Consider the following 16,604-nt stretch of genomic DNA (forward strand, 5'->3'; position numbering starts at 1 on the left):
AGCAGAAGATCGTAACGGATTAGTGTTTAGCAGTGCCGCTAAACGGCAGGCTTAACTATAATACCGGGTCGCCAGGGTTTTTCGTCTCTGGTGGAACAAATGCAGGACATAAATGCAGGACACAACTGGAGGCGCAGTCTTAGTGCGAGTTGCGGCGTGGTATATCGTGTTGATGATGACAGGCATGGGGGTAGCCCAGGCTCAGTCGTCCGTGCGTCCGTCTTTAAAGACGTCCCCCGGTTTGCAAGTGCGCAAGCTCCAGGAAGAGGACATGGCCGTCTATTTGATAGGCGACCAGATGAAAACGCTGGAAGACGGCACCTTGCGTCTGGAAGGCGGTGCCCAGGTTCGACGTATTGATTCCGTCGTCAAAGGCGACCGGATCGACTATCAGGAAAAAACCGGCCAGGTGCAAGTGCGTGGCAATGGCCTGATCATGCGTGACGGCGCCCTGGTGCGCAGCCCGGAGTTTGATTACAACCTGGACGCGGATACGGGGCGCATGTCGTCCCCGGAATTCTGGCTGGGGGCCACCGGTGGCAGCGGGACGGCCACGCAGGCTGACATTCTCAACTCCAATCATATGCGTCTGTCTGGTGTGAATTATTCGGGTTGCCCATGCCCCGAGCCTGCCTGGTATATCCAGTCCCCCAAGGTAGACCTGTACTCCAAGGAAAACGAAGGGGTGGCGCGTAATGGTGTTCTGTACTTCAAGGGCATGCCCCTTTTGTACTCTCCCTACCTGACCTTTCCGCTACGCAAAGAGCGCAAGTCCGGTTTCCTCTTGCCTACTTACGGCATGACGACTCGTGGTGGTCTTGATTTCAGCGTGCCGTACTACCTGAACCTGGCTCCGAATTACGACGCTACCCTGACACCTCGCTTCATGAGCAAGCGTGGCGCCATGCTGGGGGGGGAGTTCCGTTATCTGGGTGACAGCTTTTCCGGAGAGCTGACAGGCAACTACCTGCCTGATGACAAGGAGCTCGGTTACAAGCGCTGGCTGTTCATGGGCCAGTATCGCCAGAGCCTGCCCGCCAATTTTTATCTGAATGCCGATATTCGTCGCGTATCGGATGATGATTACTTCCGTGACTTCAGCAGTTTTGGTCTGAATGATTCGACTATTCAGGATCTGGCCAGTACGGTAACGCTGGGTTGGGGCGGGTCCAAATATTTCCGCTCCCACGTCAGTGCAACGCGCTATCAGACCCTGCAGGACTCTTCCACTTGGTATCGCCAGCCACAATACGACAAACTGCCCGAATGGTATTTGGGGGCATCCCGTTATAACTGGGGTGGCTTTGATGTGGTCAGCGATAACTACGCGACTCGTTTCCGCCTGCCGTTCTACAGCGGTAACCTGAGCGAGTTTGACAATATGCGTAGCACCCGTCTGGCTCCAGATGGGACGCGTTTCTCGTCCTACACGACGGTGGCTTATCCTGTCGTTCGCCCAGGCTGGTACATCACGCCCAAAGCGGGTCTGCACATGAGCCAGTACCAGACAGACTGGTATGTGGGTGATCCTAATATGGCGCGTTTCGCGGACCGGGCCCGCACGCAAAGCCGTGTCTTGCCTATCCTGTCCCTGGACACCGGCATGACCTTCGAGCGTGACACCACGTTGTTCGGCAATGACTCCATCCAGACCCTGGAACCGCGTGTGTACTATCTGTATGTGCCTTATCGCGACCAGTCCTCGCTGCCCTTGTACGACACCAGTCTGGCCAGTTTCAACTTTGCCCAGGCCTTCAGCGAAAATATCTTCTCTGGTGGCTGGGACCGTATTTCCAATGCGAACCAGGTGACTGTGGGCCTGACCTCCCGTTGGCTGGATGCTGACACCGGCTATGAGCGCCTGGTTCTACAGGCCGCTCAACGTTTGTATTTCGACAAGCAAACTGTCACCTTGGGCGATGAAAAGGCGCGTACCAGCACCCGTTCGGACTACCTGGTCGGTGCCAGTGCCGCTTTGACCAATACGTTCTCGGTCAACTTCGACGCGCAATTCAACCCTGACGAAAAACGCCGCAACCGTCTGGCTTCCGGTATTCGCTGGCGTCCCAAACGCTTGGCGACACTGGGCGTGAACTATCGTTATGAACGTGACCCGCGTCAGGTTGTCGACCCTACCTTTACGCCTTCCGATGAAGATCATCGCGGCAAGGAATACGTCTCCATGACGGGCCAATGGCCCCTGAGCAACAAGTTGTATGCTGTGGGACGTTACGATTACTCCATCCAGGAAAGCCGTGGTACACAAACGGTGTTGGGCCTGGAGTACAAAGGTGATTGCTGCTGGGCGGCGCGAGTGGTTATGCAACGCTATGCGGTTTCGGCCAGGGAAACCAATAAAGCCATGTTCTTCCAGCTGGAGCTGTCCGGTTTGGGCGGAATTGGCAACGACCCTATCAAAATGCTGCGTGATCGCGTGATTGGCTATGAACCCATCTCGGACCCCGTACAGGAAAAAATGATTCATGAGAGGTATGAATAATATGCGTTTCAGCTTGAAAAACCGCAGCCTGTCATTGGCTTTGATGGCCGTCATGGGGCTGGGCACGGCCCAAATGGCTCAGGCGCAGTCCAAGCCCGCTGCAAACAAGGCGGCCCCTGCTGCTGCTTCCCAATTTGTGGATGGCATTGCTGCTGTGGTCAATGACGAGGTGATTACCCTGCGTCAGGTTGATCTGGAAGCAGCTCAAGTGCTGGAACAGCTCAAGCACCAGAAAATTCCGGCCCCGGATCAGGATGTGTTGCGCAAACAGGTTTTGCAGCGCCTGATCAACGAGCGCCTGGAGCAGCAGGAAGCTCGCGCCATGGGTATTTCTGTTGGCCCGCAGCAAGTGGATGAAGGTGTGCGCATGATTTCCTCGCGCAACAATATGACTGAAGCCCAACTGCGTGCCGAGATTGAAAAGAATGGCATCAGTTGGGAGCAGTACCGTGCCAATCTGAAGCAGGAAATCCTGCTGGATCAGTTGCGCATGCGTGCGGTCGACAGCAGCATCAATATTACGGATGCCGACATCGATATTTACCTGCGCTCTCAAGGTGGCTCGGGTTTGGGTAATCTGGGGCAGTCTGCGGCACAACGCCAGGATGCACCGGTTAGCCTGGCGCAAATTCTGGTGCGTGTCCCTGAAGGTGCCAACTCCAGTGAAGAAGCCCGTTTGCGTACCAAAGCCGAAGGCCTGTTGGCCCAGGTTCGTTCGGGTGCAGACTTTGCCGGTTTGGCTGCCTCCAGCTCGGACGGGCAGGAAGCCCTGAGCGGCGGCGTAATGGGAACCCGTTCCCTGTCCGACTGGCCTGACCTGTTCGCGCAAGCCGTTCATAACCTGGCTCCCGGCCAGGTTTCTGACCTGATCCGCAGTGGTCAGGGTTTCCATATTCTGAAGGTGCTGGAGCGTGGTGGTGCCGCGCCAAGCAACACCTCGCCTGTGGCCAGTGCGGCAGCGGCTCAATCGGGTCCCATGATGGTGACCCAGACTCATGCCCGCCACATTCTGGTCAAGCTCTCCAAGGTCATGACCTCCGAGCAGGCTCGCCAACGCATCGAGCAGTTGCAAGTACGTCTGCGCAACGGCGAGTCCTTCCAGGATCTGGCCAAGCGTTACTCGGAAGACAGCAGCGCGCCGCAAGGCGGTGATCTGGGCTGGCTCTCGCCCGGCGAGACCGTGCCTCCGTTCGAGCAGGCCATGGACAAGCTGCAACCCGGTAACGATACCGCCGTGGTGGAATCCCAGTTTGGCTGGCACCTGATTCAGGTAATCGAGCGCCGCACCCGCAATATGGAAGGCGAGTACAAGCGCATGCAGGCTCGTCAGGCCCTGTTCCAGCAGCGCGCCGAGCCTGCCTTTGAAGACTGGCTGAACAGCCTGCGTGGCCGTGCTTATATTGATAACCGTTTGGACCCCGAGTCCAGTACCCGCCGTCGCTAAGGATAGGTATGGCCCAGCATCAGGCGCGCAAGCGCTTTGGACAGAACTTTCTGGAAGATGAGGCCATCATCGACCAGATCATCCGTGCGATTGGCCCTCGGCCTGTCGATAATATGGTGGAAATTGGTCCGGGCCTCTCGGCCCTGACCCGACCGTTGACGCAGGCGCTGGAGCGCTTGCGCGTGGTCGAGATTGACCGTGATCTGGCTGCTCGCTTGCGCAATCATTATTCGCCCAACAAGCTGGAAATCATTGAGGCGGATGCCTTGAGCGTGGACTTCGGTGCCCTGGGCCCGAATCTGCGTATTGTGGGTAACCTGCCTTACAACATCTCCAGCCCTTTGCTGTTTCATCTGCTGGACTACGCAGATGCTGTAGTGGACCAGCATTTCATGCTGCAACGGGAAGTGATCGACCGCATGGTCGCCAAGCCCGGCTCTTCGGATTACAGCCGTTTGTCGGTGATGCTGCAGGCACGTTACCGCATGACCAAACTGTTTGAAGTGCCGCCCGAGGCCTTCAACCCGCCGCCGCGAGTGGTGTCTGCTGTGGTGCGCATGGTGCCTTTGCCGGCTGACCGAGCCCAGGCTCGTGATGCAAAGGTGTTCAGTCAGGTGGTGGCCAGAGCGTTTGCGCAGAAACGCAAGATGTTGCGTGGCGGTCTGGGTGACTGGACGGCTCATATTGACTGGGAAGCACTGGAAATTGCGCCTACCAGCCGTCCGGCGGATTTGTCCTTGGAAAAGTACATTGCCCTGGCCGATCACCTGATGGATAAGGGCGTCTTGCAGGCCGTCTGATAGACAAAATCCCGTAAAGAACAACACCCCAAAATTGGCTATCGATGCCGTTTTGGGGTGTTTTTTTATGGTGGGTCATGTGGAGGCTACACGCCCCTGAAATGATCAGCGATTCCTGGCTGAGTCTGCTGGGGCAAAGCGCCTTACCCTCACGCTGACCCCTTGGCTTCTAGCCAAAGAACCAATAGCAGACCGCAATCGAGGCCAGTACCCCGGCCAGATCGGCAATCAAGGCGCAGGAAACCGCGTGTCGGGCCCGTTGTATGCCGACTGCGCCAAAATACACGGCCAGCACATAGAAAGTGGTTTCGGTACTGCCTTGCACCGTAGCCCCCAGCAGTGCCGGGAAGCTGTCCACACCGTGATGCTGCATGGTTTCAATCAACAGGGCTCGGGCTGCACCGGCCGAAAAAGGTTTGACCAGGGCTGTTGGCAAGGCATCAATAAAACGCGTATCCAGCCCGGTCAGGTTGACCAGCCAGCGGATTACATCCAGCACGATATCCAGGGCACCAGAGCTGCGCAGAACGCCCACAGCGCACAGCATGGCAACCAGGTAGGGTAGCAGATCCCTGGCGACGCCAAAGCCCTCCTTGGCGCCCTCTACAAAGGCTTCGTATAGAGGAATCTTGCGACGCCAGCCCATCAGCAGGAACAGCCAGATAATGGACAGCAGAGTCAGGTTGCCCAGCAAGGACGAAAGTGACTGGATAGCCGCTGCACTGAGTGTGGCCAGCAAGGCCATGAAGGATCCCAGGATCAGCGCAAAGATTCCAAACCACAGCATCAGCACCGGATCAAACAGACGCAGGCGCTGCACCAGGGCCACACTGAGCAGTCCGGCCAGCGAGGAGGCGGTGGTAGCCAGCAGAATGGGCAGAAACACCATCGTGGGATCAGGCGCACCTTGTTGAGCCCGGTACATGAAGATGCTGATGGGGATCAGTGTCAGTGAGGAAGCATTGAGCACCAGAAACAGGATCTGGGCGTTGGTGGCGGTGTCCGGGTGCGGGTTCAGTGTTTGCAGTGACTTCATGGCCCGCAAACCGATGGGCGTGGCGGCATTGTCCAGGCCCAGACCATTGGCGGCGAAGTTCAGGGTGATCAGGCCCAAAGCAGGATGACCGGCAGGCACACCTGGCATCAGGCGGCTGAACAGCGGTCCCAGCCAGCGGGCCAGGGTATCAATCAGCCCGGCTTTCTCGGCAATCTTCAAAAAACCCAACCACAGGGTGAGCGTGCCAAAAAGTAGCAGCATCAGTTGCACGGACAGGGCGGCCATATCGAACAGGCTGCGCACCATTTGTGCAAAAATTTCGCTATTTCCCCCGACCAGCCACTGGTAAAACCCGCTGACGGCGGCAATCAGGAAGAAAAACAGCCAAAGAGTATTGAGCATAGTGTTGGCAGTAAACAGGGCAGGGAAAAGCCAAGCTAGATTGTCGCAGAATACAGGTGGATTTTAACGGCTACGGTATGTAAGGGTGGCGGCACAAATAGTCGCAAAACACGATTTGGGCATATTTTTGCTGGGTTGAAAAATAAGGGGCCAAAAAAAACCGGCCAGTTAAGGCCGGTTCTGTTTGCTTTAATCCACGCGTCCTTTGGCCTGGATCAGTTCAATCTTGTAGCCGTCCGGATCTTCCACAAACGCAATCACGGTGGTGCCGTGCTTCATGGGGCCGGCTTCACGTACGACCTTGCCGCCGCGGGCCTTGATGTCCTCACAGGCTTTGTAGGCATCAGGCACTTCCAGAGCGATATGACCATAGCCATCGCCCAGATCGTACGAGGGAGTGTCCCAGTTGTGGGTCAGTTCCAGCACGGCGGCTTCGGACTCGTCCTGATAGCCCACGAAAGCCAGGGTGAAGCGGCCGTCCGGGTAGTCGGACTGGCGCAGCAATTTCATGCCCAGCACTTCGGTGTAAAAGGCCAGAGAACGGTCCAGATTGCCGACACGCAGCATGGTGTGCAGGATACGCATAAGGTAGAGCTCCTAGAGTTCAACCTGCCTTAAAGCAGGGGCAGGGTGCCTGGATCATATTGTCGTAACTGATTGCGCGCATTGACAAAATCAGGGTAGAGCGTTTCGACCAAGGCCCAGAAACGTGGGCCGTGATTCATCTCTTGCAGATGCGCGACCTCGTGAGCGACGACGTAATCAATGATGGATGGGTGAAAGTGTATCAGGCGCCAGTTCAGCATAATCGTGCCGTCACTGTTGCAGGACCCCCAGCGTTTGGCAGGCGCAGCCAGCCGTAATTTGCTGGCACTCAAACCCGACAGGTTCAGATAGTGTTGCAGCCGCTGTTCAAACCATTGCCTGGCCTGTTTCTGCAGCCAGGCCTGGGTCAGCTCCTGGACACGCTGGGGTTCGGCACCGATGGGCAAGGGGAGTGACAGGCCTTGACCACGCAGAACCTGGCCGGGCTGGCCCTCAAAATGCACCTGTTGAATCTGCGGGTTCAGGCTAAGGCGGATGGGCACCCCCATAAAGGGCAGGGTATCGCCATCAACCCATTGCAGGCTTTGCAAGGCCAGTTGTTCGCGACGTTGCTGGTATTCGCGCAGCTTGCGCAGGATCCAGGCGCTTTTGCTGTGCAGCACTTGTTCTGCCTGACTGATCTTGACCCAGGAAGGCAGGGCAACGGTCAGGCCACTGTCGTTGATGGTCAGGCCCAGGGTGCGGCGGCGGGAGCGTTTGAGCTGATAGCCAATGGTGTGGCCATCCAGCTGCACCTGCTGCCATTGCACGCCTTCCGGCAAGCTTTCGGGCCGGACAGTCAGGGCACTTTGGGGGGGCAGAGCAGAACCGGCGGGCGGCTTTTCTGGCCGCTGCGCCGGGTGGGGAAAGGCCGTGTCAGGAAACAGGGCCAGTTGTGGGGGGACCGTCATAGCGTTCCGGGTTCAAGACGCGCATTTCGGTTTCAATCCATGTCTGTACGCGTTGGTTGACTTCTTCAGGGGTCAGCCCGGCAGGATCAATGGGCGGACCAAAGGAGATAGTAACCAAGCCCGGCGTCTTGATAAAGGCATTGCGACGCCAGCATTCGCCCGCATTGTGCGCTACGGGGATAATCGGCGTGCCCGTACGGCAGGCCAGCAAGGCGCCACCCATTTTGTAGCGGCCAGTAGAGCCAGGGGCGGTACGAGTCCCTTCCGGGAACAAGAGGGGCCAGCGGCCTTCGTCAATGCGCTGCTGCCCGATCTTGATGACTTGTTCAAAGGCATCCCGGCCCTTGGCGCGATCAATAGGGATCATGCGCAGCAGAGCCAGTCCCCAGCCAAAGAAAGGGACTTTATGCAGCTCGCGCTTGTAGACAAAGCACACCTGACGCGGCATGTAGGAAGGAAAGAACAGCGTTTCCCAGGCCGACTGGTGCTTGGACAGGATGATGGCCTTGCCGTCGGGCAGGTTGTCCCAGCCCTTGGTCTGCCAGCGTATGCCCAGAATCGTGCGTGCTCCCCAGACAGCCAGCCGCGGCCAGCCGGTGGTAAAGCGATAGCGCATGTCCAGCGGCAGCGGCGCGATAATCAGGCAGGCAAAGGCGTAGGGGATAACGGTAATCAACAAAAAGAGTTGATAGAGTGAAGCGCGGATAATGCCCATATCAGTTTCCGTGGAGCCATTTGTCGACAACAGCGGCCAGATCGGCCTCGACGCGCGTGCCCTCGGGCAAGCCGCCTTTCTCTAGGGTACGCATGCCTTTACCCGTCTGGACCAGCCAGGGCGCACAGCCGGCTTGGCTGGCCGCTTGCAGATCACGCAAGGAATCGCCCACCGAGGGTACGGTTTGCAGGTTCACTTCATAGCGATGTGCAATGTCGCGAAACATGCCAGGGGCCGGTTTGCGACAGGTACAGCCCTCATCCGGGCCATGCGGGCAAATAAAGATGGCGTCGATAAAGCCACCCAACAAGGCTAGTTCACGGCGCATCTTGGCATGGATGGCGTTCAGCGTGGTCATGGAAAACAAACCACGTGCCAGACCGGACTGGTTGGTGGCAATCACCACCTTCCAGCCGTTTTCGGTCAGGCGGGCCAAGGCCTCCAAACTGCCTGGAATGGCCTCCCACTCCTGTGGGCTTTTGATAAAGGCATCGCTGTCATGGTTGATGACACCGTCCCGATCAATAATGGCAAGTTTCACTAGTTAGCCAGCCTGGAAAGATCCGCAACCTGGTTCATCAGTGTGTGCAGCTTGGCCAGCAAGGCCAGACGGTTGGCACGGATGGCAGGGTCTTCGGCCATGACCATGACGTCCAGGAAGAACTTGTCCACGGCACCACGGGCCTGGGCCAAGGTGGCCAGGGAAGCGTCAAATTCACCCGCTTCAAACTGGGCCTGGGCCACGGGCTGCAATTCCTGAATCTTGGCAGCCAGCTCGCGCTCGGCAGGTTCGACCAGCAGCTTGTCGTCCAGCGTTGCCAGTTCGCCTTCGGCTTTCTTGAGCAGATTGCTGACGCGCTTGTTGGCGGCAGCCAGGCTCTCGGCTTCAGGGCGTTGGGCAAAAGAGGCGCAAGCCTGAATACGGGCGTGAACCTGCTCCAGTGGCGGGCGCAGGGCCAACACGGCATCCACCACGCTGCGCTCGTAATCGTTGCTGAGCTGGTTACGGTAGCGTTCGTAAATGAAGGCTTGAACCGCATCTACCGTGTCAGCCGCCAGGACGCCATCCTTGAAGAAAGAGGCAGTGGTGTTCAGCAGCGTATCCAGGTTCAGGCTATTGGCCTTCAACTGGGCACCGGCTTGCAACTGTTCGTAGGCGCTGATCAGGCCCAGAGCGGCACGGCGCAGGGCGTAGGGGTCGCGCTCACCTGTAGGAGCCAGACCAATGCCCCAGATACCGACCAGAACTTCGGCACGTTCGGCCAGGAACAGAATGGCCTGGGTCAGGCTGGCTTCTGTGACAGGCTGGTCCAGACGGTGACGGTATTGCTCGCGAATCGCCAGCACGATGTCCTCGGGCTCGCCATCGCCTTGGGCGTAGTAAGCACCCATCACGCCTTGCAGTTCGGGGAACTCGCCCACCATATTGGAGTTCAGGTCCGCCTTGGCCAGAAGCGCGGCACGACGGGCGTGCTCTTCATTGGCACCCAGTTGCTTGGCAATGTAGCCAGCCACGGATTGCAGACGCTCGATACGGTCCAGTTGCGAACCCAGCTTGTTGTGGTACACGCTGCCAGCCAGCGTGGACACACGCTCGGCCAGAGTCTGTTTGCGATCAGTTTCAAAGAAGAACTGGGCGTCCGCCAGACGAGGGCGAACCACGCGCTCATTACCTTCGATGATGTTGCTGGGATCGTCCACCTTCATATTGCTGACGATCAGGAAGCGATTGGTCAGTTTTTGTGTGGCGGGGTCAAACAGCGGGAAATACTTTTGATTCAGACGCATGGTCAGAATCAGGCACTCGGAAGGCACTTGCAGGAATTGTTCGTCGAACTGGCCCACGTACACGGTGGGGTATTCGACCAGAGCGGTGACTTCGTTCAGCAGCGCTTCCACTTCGGGATCGTTGCCCAGGGTGGAGTTCAGACGTTTGGCTTCAGCTTCCAGGTCGGTGCGAATCTGTTCGCGGCGAACTTCAAAGGAAGGAACCACCCAGCCTTGCTCCTGGACTTGTGCGGCCCAGCTGTCGGCATCACGGATGTCGAAGGGGGCATCGCACATGAAGCGGTGGCCGTGTGTCTGGCGACCGGCTTGCAGACCCAGGGCGCTGACGGGGACGATCTCCGACCCCCACAGGGCGACCAGACCGTGAGCAGGGCGCACAAAGCGCACGCTGCTGACACCATCGGCCAACTGATAGCGCATCACTTTAGGGATGGGCAGGTGGGTAATCGACCATTCCAGGGCTTCCTGCAGGCCGTCTTTCAGGGCAGCACCAGTGGCGATGCCGCTGGCGTACAGGTAATCCTGTTTGCCATCGGATTCGCGCAGCAGGTCGCTGGCTTTCAGATGTTCCAGACCTTTGGCGGCCAGACGCTTGGCCAGAGCCGGGGCGATCTCGCCGTTGGCATCCAGGCCAATATGGGCGGGCATCAGTTTTTCGGTGTAAGGCTGATCTTCGGCTTGCTGGTAAGCAGCGCTGAACCAAGCAGCCAGACGGCGTGGCGTCGCGTAAGCGCGCACTTCGCAGTTCGGCGCCAGCAGGGCCTGTTCGCTCAATACTTTTTGCAGACCTTCGCTAAAGGCCTGACCCAGCTGTTGCAGCGCTTTGGGGGGCAGTTCTTCAGTGAACAGTTCAATCAGCAAAGGCTGTGTGGTGGAGGCGTTCATTACTTGGCCTCCGAGGATTTGTTGCTCAGCATGGGGAAACCTAGGCGTTCGCGGGAGTCGTAGTAAGCCTGTGCGACAGCGCGGGACAGATTGCGGATACGGCCAATATAGGCAGCACGCTCAGTCACACTGATGGCGCCGCGGGCATCCAGCATATTGAAGGTATGGGCAGCTTTCAGCGTTTGCTCGTAAGCGGGCAGGGCCAGCGGCACGTCAATGATGCGCTTGGCTTCGGCTTCGTAGTCGTTGAAGTGTGCAAACAGCACATCGGTGCTGGCGTGCTCGAAGTTGTAGGTGGATTGCTCCACTTCGTTCTGGTGGAACACGTCGCGGTAGTAAATGCGCTGGCCGTTGTGACCTTCGGTCCACACCAGATCGTAGACGCTTTCCACGCCTTGCAAGTACATGGCCAGACGTTCCAGACCATAGGTGATTTCGCCCGTGGTTGGCGTGCAATCCAGGCCGCCAACTTGCTGGAAGTAAGTGAACTGGGTGACTTCCATCCCATTGAGCCAGACTTCCCAGCCCAGACCCCAGGCACCCAGTGTCGGGTTTTCCCAGTCGTCTTCAACAAAACGGATGTCGTGCGCTTTGGGGTTGATGCCCAAGGCTTCCAGCGAGCCGATATACAAGTCCAGAATGTTTTCAGGTGCGGGCTTGAGCACGACCTGAAACTGGTAATAGTGTTGCAGGCGGTTGGGGTTGTCCCCGTAACGCCCGTCTTTGGGGCGGCGCGAAGGCTGCACATAGGCAGCGCGCCAGGGTTCGGGGCCGATAGCCCGCAAAAAGGTTGCCGTATGAGAGGTTCCGGCACCGACTTCCATATCGTAGGGCTGAAGCAGAGCGCATCCGTGCTTGTCCCAGTATTGCTGGAGCGTAAGTATGATTTGCTGAAAGGTGAGCATGAGCAATGGCCAGTAAAGCGAGAATCTGCAAAATTTTTCTATTTTAGCGTGAACTGCGCCCTTGCAGCAGAAAAGCGCCCGCAATGGGCTATTTTGGCCGTCCGGGCCATGGGCAAGGCCGCTGTGTACCGGGCGGTCAGGTTGTTTTTAGACGTATCATATGCGTTTGTCCAAATACTGCTTATTTGCTGACCTGATCTTGAAACAGAATCTCGGGCAGCAGTCTAAAGGAGGCTAGGTCCATGAGTGAACTTGTCACGCTTGAACGTATCGGCAAGGTAGTGTTGATTACCTTGAACCGTCCCGAGGCACGTAATGCCATCAACCTGGAAACCGCGCAGGCGCTGGCCCAGGCTCTGGATGAGTTCGATGCCGACCCCAGTATTGCCGTGGGCGTGCTGACCGGTGCAAACAATACGTTCTGCGCCGGTATGGATTTGAAAGCCTTTGCCAAGACTGGCCAGCGTCCCTATGTAGGTGACCGTGGCTTTGCCGGTATTTGCGAGCGCCCGCCTGCCAAACCATTGATTGCCGCCGTGGAAGGCTACTGCCTGGCCGGTGGTTTTGAAATTGCCCTGTCCTGCGACCTGATTGTTGCGGCCGACAGCGCCAACTTTGGCCTGCCTGAAGTGAAACGCGGCATTGTCCCCGGATCGGGCGGCATGGTGCGTTTGCCTAGCCGTATTCCTTACCACATGGCCATGGAAATGGTGTTGACCGGTGGCATGTACCCCGCAGCCCGCATGGCAGAGCTCGGTCTGGTCAGCCGTCTGGCCGAGGCTGGCAAAGCCACCGAGCAGGCTCTGGCACTGGCCGAGCAGATTGCCGCCAACGGTCCTTTGGCCGTGCAAACCGCCAAGAGCATTATTTCCCAGTCGCGTGACTGGCGTCAGTCGGATCTGTTTGATCTGCAGCGCCCTCGTATCGCCGGCATTTTCACCTCTGCAGACGCCAAGGAAGGCGCGACGGCCTTCGCTGAAAAGCGCGAGCCTGTCTGGCAGGGCAAATAGTTTCCCCTTGTTCATCCCGTTTTTTATATAGACGCCACCATGACCACGATCAAAGAAGACGATCTGATTCAGTCCATCGCTGATGCGGTGCAGTTCATCAGTTACTACCATCCCACCGACTATCTGGAGCATCTGGCCCGCGCTTATGAGCGCGAGCAGAACCCGGCGGCCAAAGATGCCATCGCCCAGATTCTGACCAACTCGCGCATGTGTGCCGAGGGCCACCGCCCCATCTGTCAGGACACCGGGGTGGTGAACGTATTCCTGAAAGTGGGCATGGGTGTGCGCTTTGATACCAAGCGCTCCTTGCAGGAGCTCTGTGACGAGGGGGTACGTCGCGGTTATCTGAATCCCGATAACCCGCTGCGGGCCTCCATCCTGAACGACCCCTTGTTCACCCGTAAAAACACGCGCGACAACACACCCTGTATTGTGAATGTCGAACTGATCGCTGGGGATCAGGTCGACATTCAAGTCGCCGCCAAGGGAGGTGGTTCGGAAAACAAGAGCAAGTTCGTGATGCTCAACCCCAGCGATTCTCTGGTTGATTGGGTACTCAAGACCGTTCCTACGATGGGCGCTGGCTGGTGTCCTCCGGGCATGCTGGGTATTGGCGTTGGCGGCACAGCCGAAAAAGCCATGCTGATGGCCAAAGAAGCCCTGATGGAAGACATCGATATGTACGAGCTGCTGCAACGCGGCCCGCAAAGCAAGCTGGAAGAGCTGCGTATCGAGCTGTATGAGAAGGTCAATGCTCTGGGTATTGGCGCTCAGGGTCTGGGTGGTTTGACCACTGTGCTGGACGTGAAGATCAACACCTTCCCGACTCACGCCGCTTCCAAGCCTGTGGCCATGATCCCCAACTGTGCGGCAACCCGTCACGTGCATTTCTCGCTGGACGGCAATGGCCCAGCCGAGCTGGCACCTCCACCGCTGTCGGCCTGGCCTGACATTCACTGGGCACCGGATTACAACAAGTCCCGCCAGGTGAATCTGGATGAGCTGACCCCTGAAGAAGTGGCTTCCTGGACGCCAGGTCAGACCTTGCTGCTGTCGGGCAAGATGTTGACTGGCCGTGACGCTGCTCACAAGCGTATTCAGGACATGCTGGAAAAGGGCGAGTCCCTGCCTGTGGACTTCACCAACCGCGTGATTTACTACGTAGGCCCGGTTGACCCTGTGCGTGACGAAGCCGTTGGTCCTGCAGGCCCAACCACTGCCACTCGCATGGACAAGTTCACCGAGATGATGCTGGCCAAGACTGGCCTCATCTCCATGATCGGCAAGGCCGAGCGTGGCCCAACCGCCATTGAAGCCATTCGTGCTCACAAGTCGGCTTACCTGATGGCCGTGGGTGGTTCTGCGTACCTGGTGTCCAAGGCCATTCGCAATGCGAAAGTGGTGGCTTTTGAAGACCTGGGCATGGAAGCCATTTACGAGTTCGAAGTTCAGGATATGCCAGTAACCGTGGCCGTGGATTCGCAAGGCGTGTCCGTGCACAACACCGGCCCTGCCGAGTGGCGCAAGCGTATTGCAGAGATCTCTTTGGTCGCTGTGTAAGACGTGAAACGGGGAGCTTGGGCTTCCCGGCTATGTCGATAAGAAACCCGCATGAATGTTTCTGGTCTGCTTGTAAAAGCAGTATCAGCACAACATTCAATGCGGGTTTTTTTATGTCTGGCGTTTATGTGGCCCTTACTTGGCTGCCAGGAGGTTCGGGTGTTGCCTGCTCAGGACTTGATCAGCAATCCGCGCAGCAGCAAATCCAGTGCTGCCAGCCCCTTTGCCAGGCGAGCATCGCCGTCCTCTCCCTGCGCAATCCAGAATGCGGCTTCGGCCAGACTGCCGTAAATCAGGGAAGCCAGGACGTGGGGATCGGCCTGTTCAATCCGGCCTTGATCCATCAGCACCTGAATCAGGCCTTCCATGGAACCTACACAATATTGATGCGATTCGGGTGAGGCGCCCCCCAGTACGGCCTTGGCATCGCACAAGACAATGCGCTGCATTTCCGGTTCCAGTGCCATTTCCAGATAGGCATGGCAGCGGCGTACAAACCCTTCCCAGGCATCGTCGGCATTGTTTGAAATAGCCTGCAGACGTTCGTCCATTTCCGCATCGATCTGATCGACCACCGCCGCCAGCAAACCTTTTTTGTCACCGAAGTGGTGGTAGAGGGCACCGCGTGTCAGGCCCGCCTGAGCCGTCAATTCGTCCATGGATGTGTCGGCATAACCACGGTCTGCAAAGAAAGTGCGAGCGGTGGTCAGCAGCGTGGCGCGGGTTTCTTCCATCTCGGCGCGGGTACGGCGTGCCATAGTTTCTCCTTACATACGGACTGAATGTATATTTACATGCACAGCGTATGTATATATTATTTTAAACATACGCCTTGTATGTATTGTCGATGCATCACCGTGTCGTGGCAAGCGGGCGTTCACGGAGAATGTAATGGCTCAGCCTTATCGAGAACTTTTTGCCGCGCCCGGCGCACGGGGTTTTGCCCTGGCCGGGCTGCTGGCCCGGATTCCGCTGCCCATGATAGGGATAGGAATCATCACCATGCTGTCGCAACTGCGTGGCAGCTATGCCTTGGCGGGGGCGGTGTCCGCCTCTTTTGTCCTGACCTATGCGCTGGTGTCGCCGCAGGTGTCCCGTTGGGTGGACCGGCGTGGGCAAAGCCGTGTTCTGCCGCTGGCAACAGCCATCAGTGTGCTGGGCCTGCTGCTCTTGTTGGGGGCGACCTGGTGGCAAGCGCCTGATTGGATCTTGTTTGCAGGCGCGATGCTGGCCGGTTTCATGCCCAGCATGTCGGCCATGGTACGTGCCCGCTGGACGGCGATTTACCGTGGTCAGGATCGGTTGCAAACGGCTTATTCGCTGGAAACCGTGCTGGATGAAGTCACCTTTATTGCCGGGCCGCCCTTGTCAGTAGGTTTGGCTGTCGCGGTGTTCCCGCAAGCGGGTGTGCTGGCCGCTGCGCTATTGCTGGTAGCCGGCGTGTCGGCCCTTCTGCTGCAAAAAGGCAGTGAGCCGCCGATTCAGGTGCAGGAGCAGGGCAGTCGCCCTTCGGTGCTGCGTCTGAATAGCGTGCGTTTGCTGGCATTGCTGATGGTCGCCATGGGTGTGATCGTGGGCACCGTGGATATTGTCAGCGTGGCCTTTGCCGAGCAGATGGGGCAGCCGGGGGCGGCCAGTCTGGTGCTATCGGCTTACGCCTTGGGTTCTTGCGTAGCGGGTCTGGTGTTTGGTGGTTTGAAGCTGAATATCCCTTTGCACCGGCTATTGCTGTTGGGTGGTTTGGCTACCGCTGCCACGACCTTGCCTTTATTGCTGGTGGCCAGCGTGGCACAGCTGGCAGGGGCGGTCTTGCTGGCTGGTCTGTTTTTCGCTCCCACCATGATTGTGGCCATGTCGCTGGTCGAGCGTGTGGTGCCGGAGCAGCAATTAACCGAGGGCATGACCTGGCTGCTGGCTGGTCTGAATATCGGTGTAGCCATGGGTGCCGCCGCTTCGGGACAGATGGTGGATCAGGGCGGAGCCAGCTCCGGCTTTATGGTCGCGCTTTATGCCGCCGCTCTGATCGTCGTGCTTGCCTTGTGCAGCCATCAACGTTTGCGTACGCCTGGAACGGCCCGTTCCTGCGCTGTTTAGCCTTCTTT

General features: G+C 57.9%; 15 protein-coding genes. 7 read left to right on the top strand and 8 right to left on the bottom strand.

All coding sequences use genetic code 11. The features are described from left to right. The first annotated feature begins 112 nt into the window (after nt 1-112). Genes CPY64_RS02795 through rsmA form a run of 3 tightly spaced genes read left to right on the top strand, consistent with a single transcriptional unit; the run spans nt 113 to nt 4,744 of the window. Nucleotides 113-2,500, top strand: a complete 2,388-nt coding sequence (locus CPY64_RS02795) for an LPS-assembly protein LptD (protein ID WP_226791469.1) — start codon at nt 113-115, stop codon at nt 2,498-2,500. Beyond that, on the top strand, nt 2,493-3,944 hold the full coding sequence (locus CPY64_RS02800; protein WP_042483501.1) for a peptidylprolyl isomerase: 1,452 nt from the start codon (nt 2,493-2,495) through the stop codon (nt 3,942-3,944). The genes CPY64_RS02795 and CPY64_RS02800 overlap by 8 nt, the downstream gene beginning before the upstream one ends. A gap of 8 nt (nt 3,945-3,952) precedes the next feature. Then, a complete protein-coding gene (rsmA, locus tag CPY64_RS02805; protein ID WP_042483504.1) occupies nt 3,953-4,744 on the top strand; it encodes a 16S rRNA (adenine(1518)-N(6)/adenine(1519)-N(6))-dimethyltransferase RsmA in 792 nt (263 codons plus the stop codon). 169 nt (nt 4,745-4,913) lie between these two features. Here rsmA and CPY64_RS02810 read toward each other — a convergent pair whose 3' ends face one another. From CPY64_RS02810 to glyQ, 7 genes are all read right to left on the bottom strand, one after another. Next, nucleotides 4,914-6,143 carry a nucleoside recognition domain-containing protein gene (locus tag CPY64_RS02810; RefSeq protein WP_042483507.1) on the bottom strand — a complete coding sequence of 410 codons (1,230 nt, stop codon included), beginning with the start codon at nt 6,141-6,143 and terminating at the stop codon, nt 4,914-4,916. A 189-nt stretch (nt 6,144-6,332) separates the two neighbouring features. Then, nucleotides 6,333-6,728 carry a lactoylglutathione lyase gene (gloA, locus tag CPY64_RS02815; RefSeq protein ID WP_035271035.1) on the bottom strand — a complete coding sequence of 132 codons (396 nt, stop codon included), beginning with the start codon at nt 6,726-6,728 and terminating at the stop codon, nt 6,333-6,335. A 29-nt stretch (nt 6,729-6,757) separates the two neighbouring features. Next, on the bottom strand, nt 6,758-7,639 hold the full coding sequence (locus CPY64_RS02820) for a M48 family metallopeptidase (RefSeq protein WP_042483510.1): 882 nt from the start codon (nt 7,637-7,639) through the stop codon (nt 6,758-6,760). Then, entirely contained in the window at nt 7,605-8,354 is a 750-nt protein-coding gene (locus CPY64_RS02825) for a lysophospholipid acyltransferase family protein (protein WP_042483513.1), read from the bottom strand. The genes CPY64_RS02820 and CPY64_RS02825 overlap by 35 nt, the downstream gene beginning before the upstream one ends. A gap of 1 nt (nt 8,355) precedes the next feature. Beyond that, complete coding sequence (gene gmhB, locus CPY64_RS02830) at nt 8,356-8,895, bottom strand: D-glycero-beta-D-manno-heptose 1,7-bisphosphate 7-phosphatase (RefSeq protein WP_045930968.1); 540 nt, start codon at nt 8,893-8,895, stop codon at nt 8,356-8,358. Beyond that, on the bottom strand, nt 8,895-11,027 hold the full coding sequence (gene glyS / locus CPY64_RS02835) for a glycine--tRNA ligase subunit beta (protein ID WP_042483640.1): 2,133 nt from the start codon (nt 11,025-11,027) through the stop codon (nt 8,895-8,897). Before glyS ends, gmhB begins: the two co-directional genes overlap by 1 nt. Then, nucleotides 11,027-11,932 carry a glycine--tRNA ligase subunit alpha gene (gene glyQ / locus CPY64_RS02840; protein WP_026485201.1) on the bottom strand — a complete coding sequence of 302 codons (906 nt, stop codon included), beginning with the start codon at nt 11,930-11,932 and terminating at the stop codon, nt 11,027-11,029. The genes glyS and glyQ overlap by 1 nt, the downstream gene beginning before the upstream one ends. On the opposite strand from glyQ, the gene CPY64_RS19085 reads away from it, so the two are divergent. From CPY64_RS19085 to CPY64_RS02850, 3 genes are read left to right on the top strand one after another with little or no spacing between them, the layout of a single operon-like run. Continuing rightward, on the top strand, nt 11,879-12,124 hold the full coding sequence (locus CPY64_RS19085) for a hypothetical protein (protein ID WP_162089543.1): 246 nt from the start codon (nt 11,879-11,881) through the stop codon (nt 12,122-12,124). The genes glyQ and CPY64_RS19085 overlap by 54 nt on opposite strands. 50 nt (nt 12,125-12,174) lie before the next feature. Further along, nucleotides 12,175-12,942, top strand: coding sequence for a crotonase/enoyl-CoA hydratase family protein (locus CPY64_RS02845; protein WP_042483645.1), 768 nt, complete (start codon nt 12,175-12,177; stop codon nt 12,940-12,942). Between the two features lie 39 nt (nt 12,943-12,981). Continuing rightward, the gene (locus tag CPY64_RS02850; protein ID WP_042483647.1) at nt 12,982-14,502 is read left to right on the top strand and encodes a fumarate hydratase; all 1,521 of its coding nucleotides are present in this window, start codon (nt 12,982-12,984) and stop codon (nt 14,500-14,502) included. A 170-nt stretch (nt 14,503-14,672) separates the two neighbouring features. Here CPY64_RS02850 and CPY64_RS02855 read toward each other — a convergent pair whose 3' ends face one another. Further along, the gene (locus CPY64_RS02855; protein ID WP_042483650.1) at nt 14,673-15,260 is read right to left on the bottom strand and encodes a TetR/AcrR family transcriptional regulator; all 588 of its coding nucleotides are present in this window, start codon (nt 15,258-15,260) and stop codon (nt 14,673-14,675) included. A 133-nt stretch (nt 15,261-15,393) separates the two neighbouring features. Here CPY64_RS02855 and CPY64_RS02860 point away from each other — a divergent pair, with 133 nt between their 5' ends. Beyond that, the gene (locus CPY64_RS02860) at nt 15,394-16,596 is read left to right on the top strand and encodes an MFS transporter (protein WP_042483653.1); all 1,203 of its coding nucleotides are present in this window, start codon (nt 15,394-15,396) and stop codon (nt 16,594-16,596) included. The last annotated feature ends 8 nt before the right edge of the window (nt 16,597-16,604 follow it).

Source organism: Alcaligenes faecalis, from assembly GCF_002443155.1.
GTDB lineage: Bacteria > Pseudomonadota > Gammaproteobacteria > Burkholderiales > Burkholderiaceae_B > Alcaligenes > Alcaligenes faecalis.

Coding starts and splice junctions, on each gene's coding strand:
- CPY64_RS02820 (WP_042483510.1), bottom strand. CDS start 7,639: ATGACGGTCCCCCCACAACTGGCCCTGTTTCCTGACACGGCCTTTCCC.
- gloA (WP_035271035.1), bottom strand. CDS start 6,728: ATGCGTATCCTGCACACCATGCTGCGTGTCGGCAATCTGGACCGTTCT.
- glyS (WP_042483640.1), bottom strand. CDS start 11,027: ATGAACGCCTCCACCACACAGCCTTTGCTGATTGAACTGTTCACTGAA.
- rsmA (WP_042483504.1), top strand. CDS start 3,953: ATGGCCCAGCATCAGGCGCGCAAGCGCTTTGGACAGAACTTTCTGGAA.
- CPY64_RS02825 (WP_042483513.1), bottom strand. CDS start 8,354: ATGGGCATTATCCGCGCTTCACTCTATCAACTCTTTTTGTTGATTACC.
- glyQ (WP_026485201.1), bottom strand. CDS start 11,932: ATGCTCACCTTTCAGCAAATCATACTTACGCTCCAGCAATACTGGGAC.
- CPY64_RS02810 (WP_042483507.1), bottom strand. CDS start 6,143: ATGCTCAATACTCTTTGGCTGTTTTTCTTCCTGATTGCCGCCGTCAGC.
- CPY64_RS02860 (WP_042483653.1), top strand. CDS start 15,394: ATGGCTCAGCCTTATCGAGAACTTTTTGCCGCGCCCGGCGCACGGGGT.
- CPY64_RS02800 (WP_042483501.1), top strand. CDS start 2,493: ATGAATAATATGCGTTTCAGCTTGAAAAACCGCAGCCTGTCATTGGCT.
- CPY64_RS02850 (WP_042483647.1), top strand. CDS start 12,982: ATGACCACGATCAAAGAAGACGATCTGATTCAGTCCATCGCTGATGCG.
- CPY64_RS02795 (WP_226791469.1), top strand. CDS start 113: ATGCAGGACACAACTGGAGGCGCAGTCTTAGTGCGAGTTGCGGCGTGG.
- CPY64_RS02855 (WP_042483650.1), bottom strand. CDS start 15,260: ATGGCACGCCGTACCCGCGCCGAGATGGAAGAAACCCGCGCCACGCTG.
- CPY64_RS02845 (WP_042483645.1), top strand. CDS start 12,175: ATGAGTGAACTTGTCACGCTTGAACGTATCGGCAAGGTAGTGTTGATT.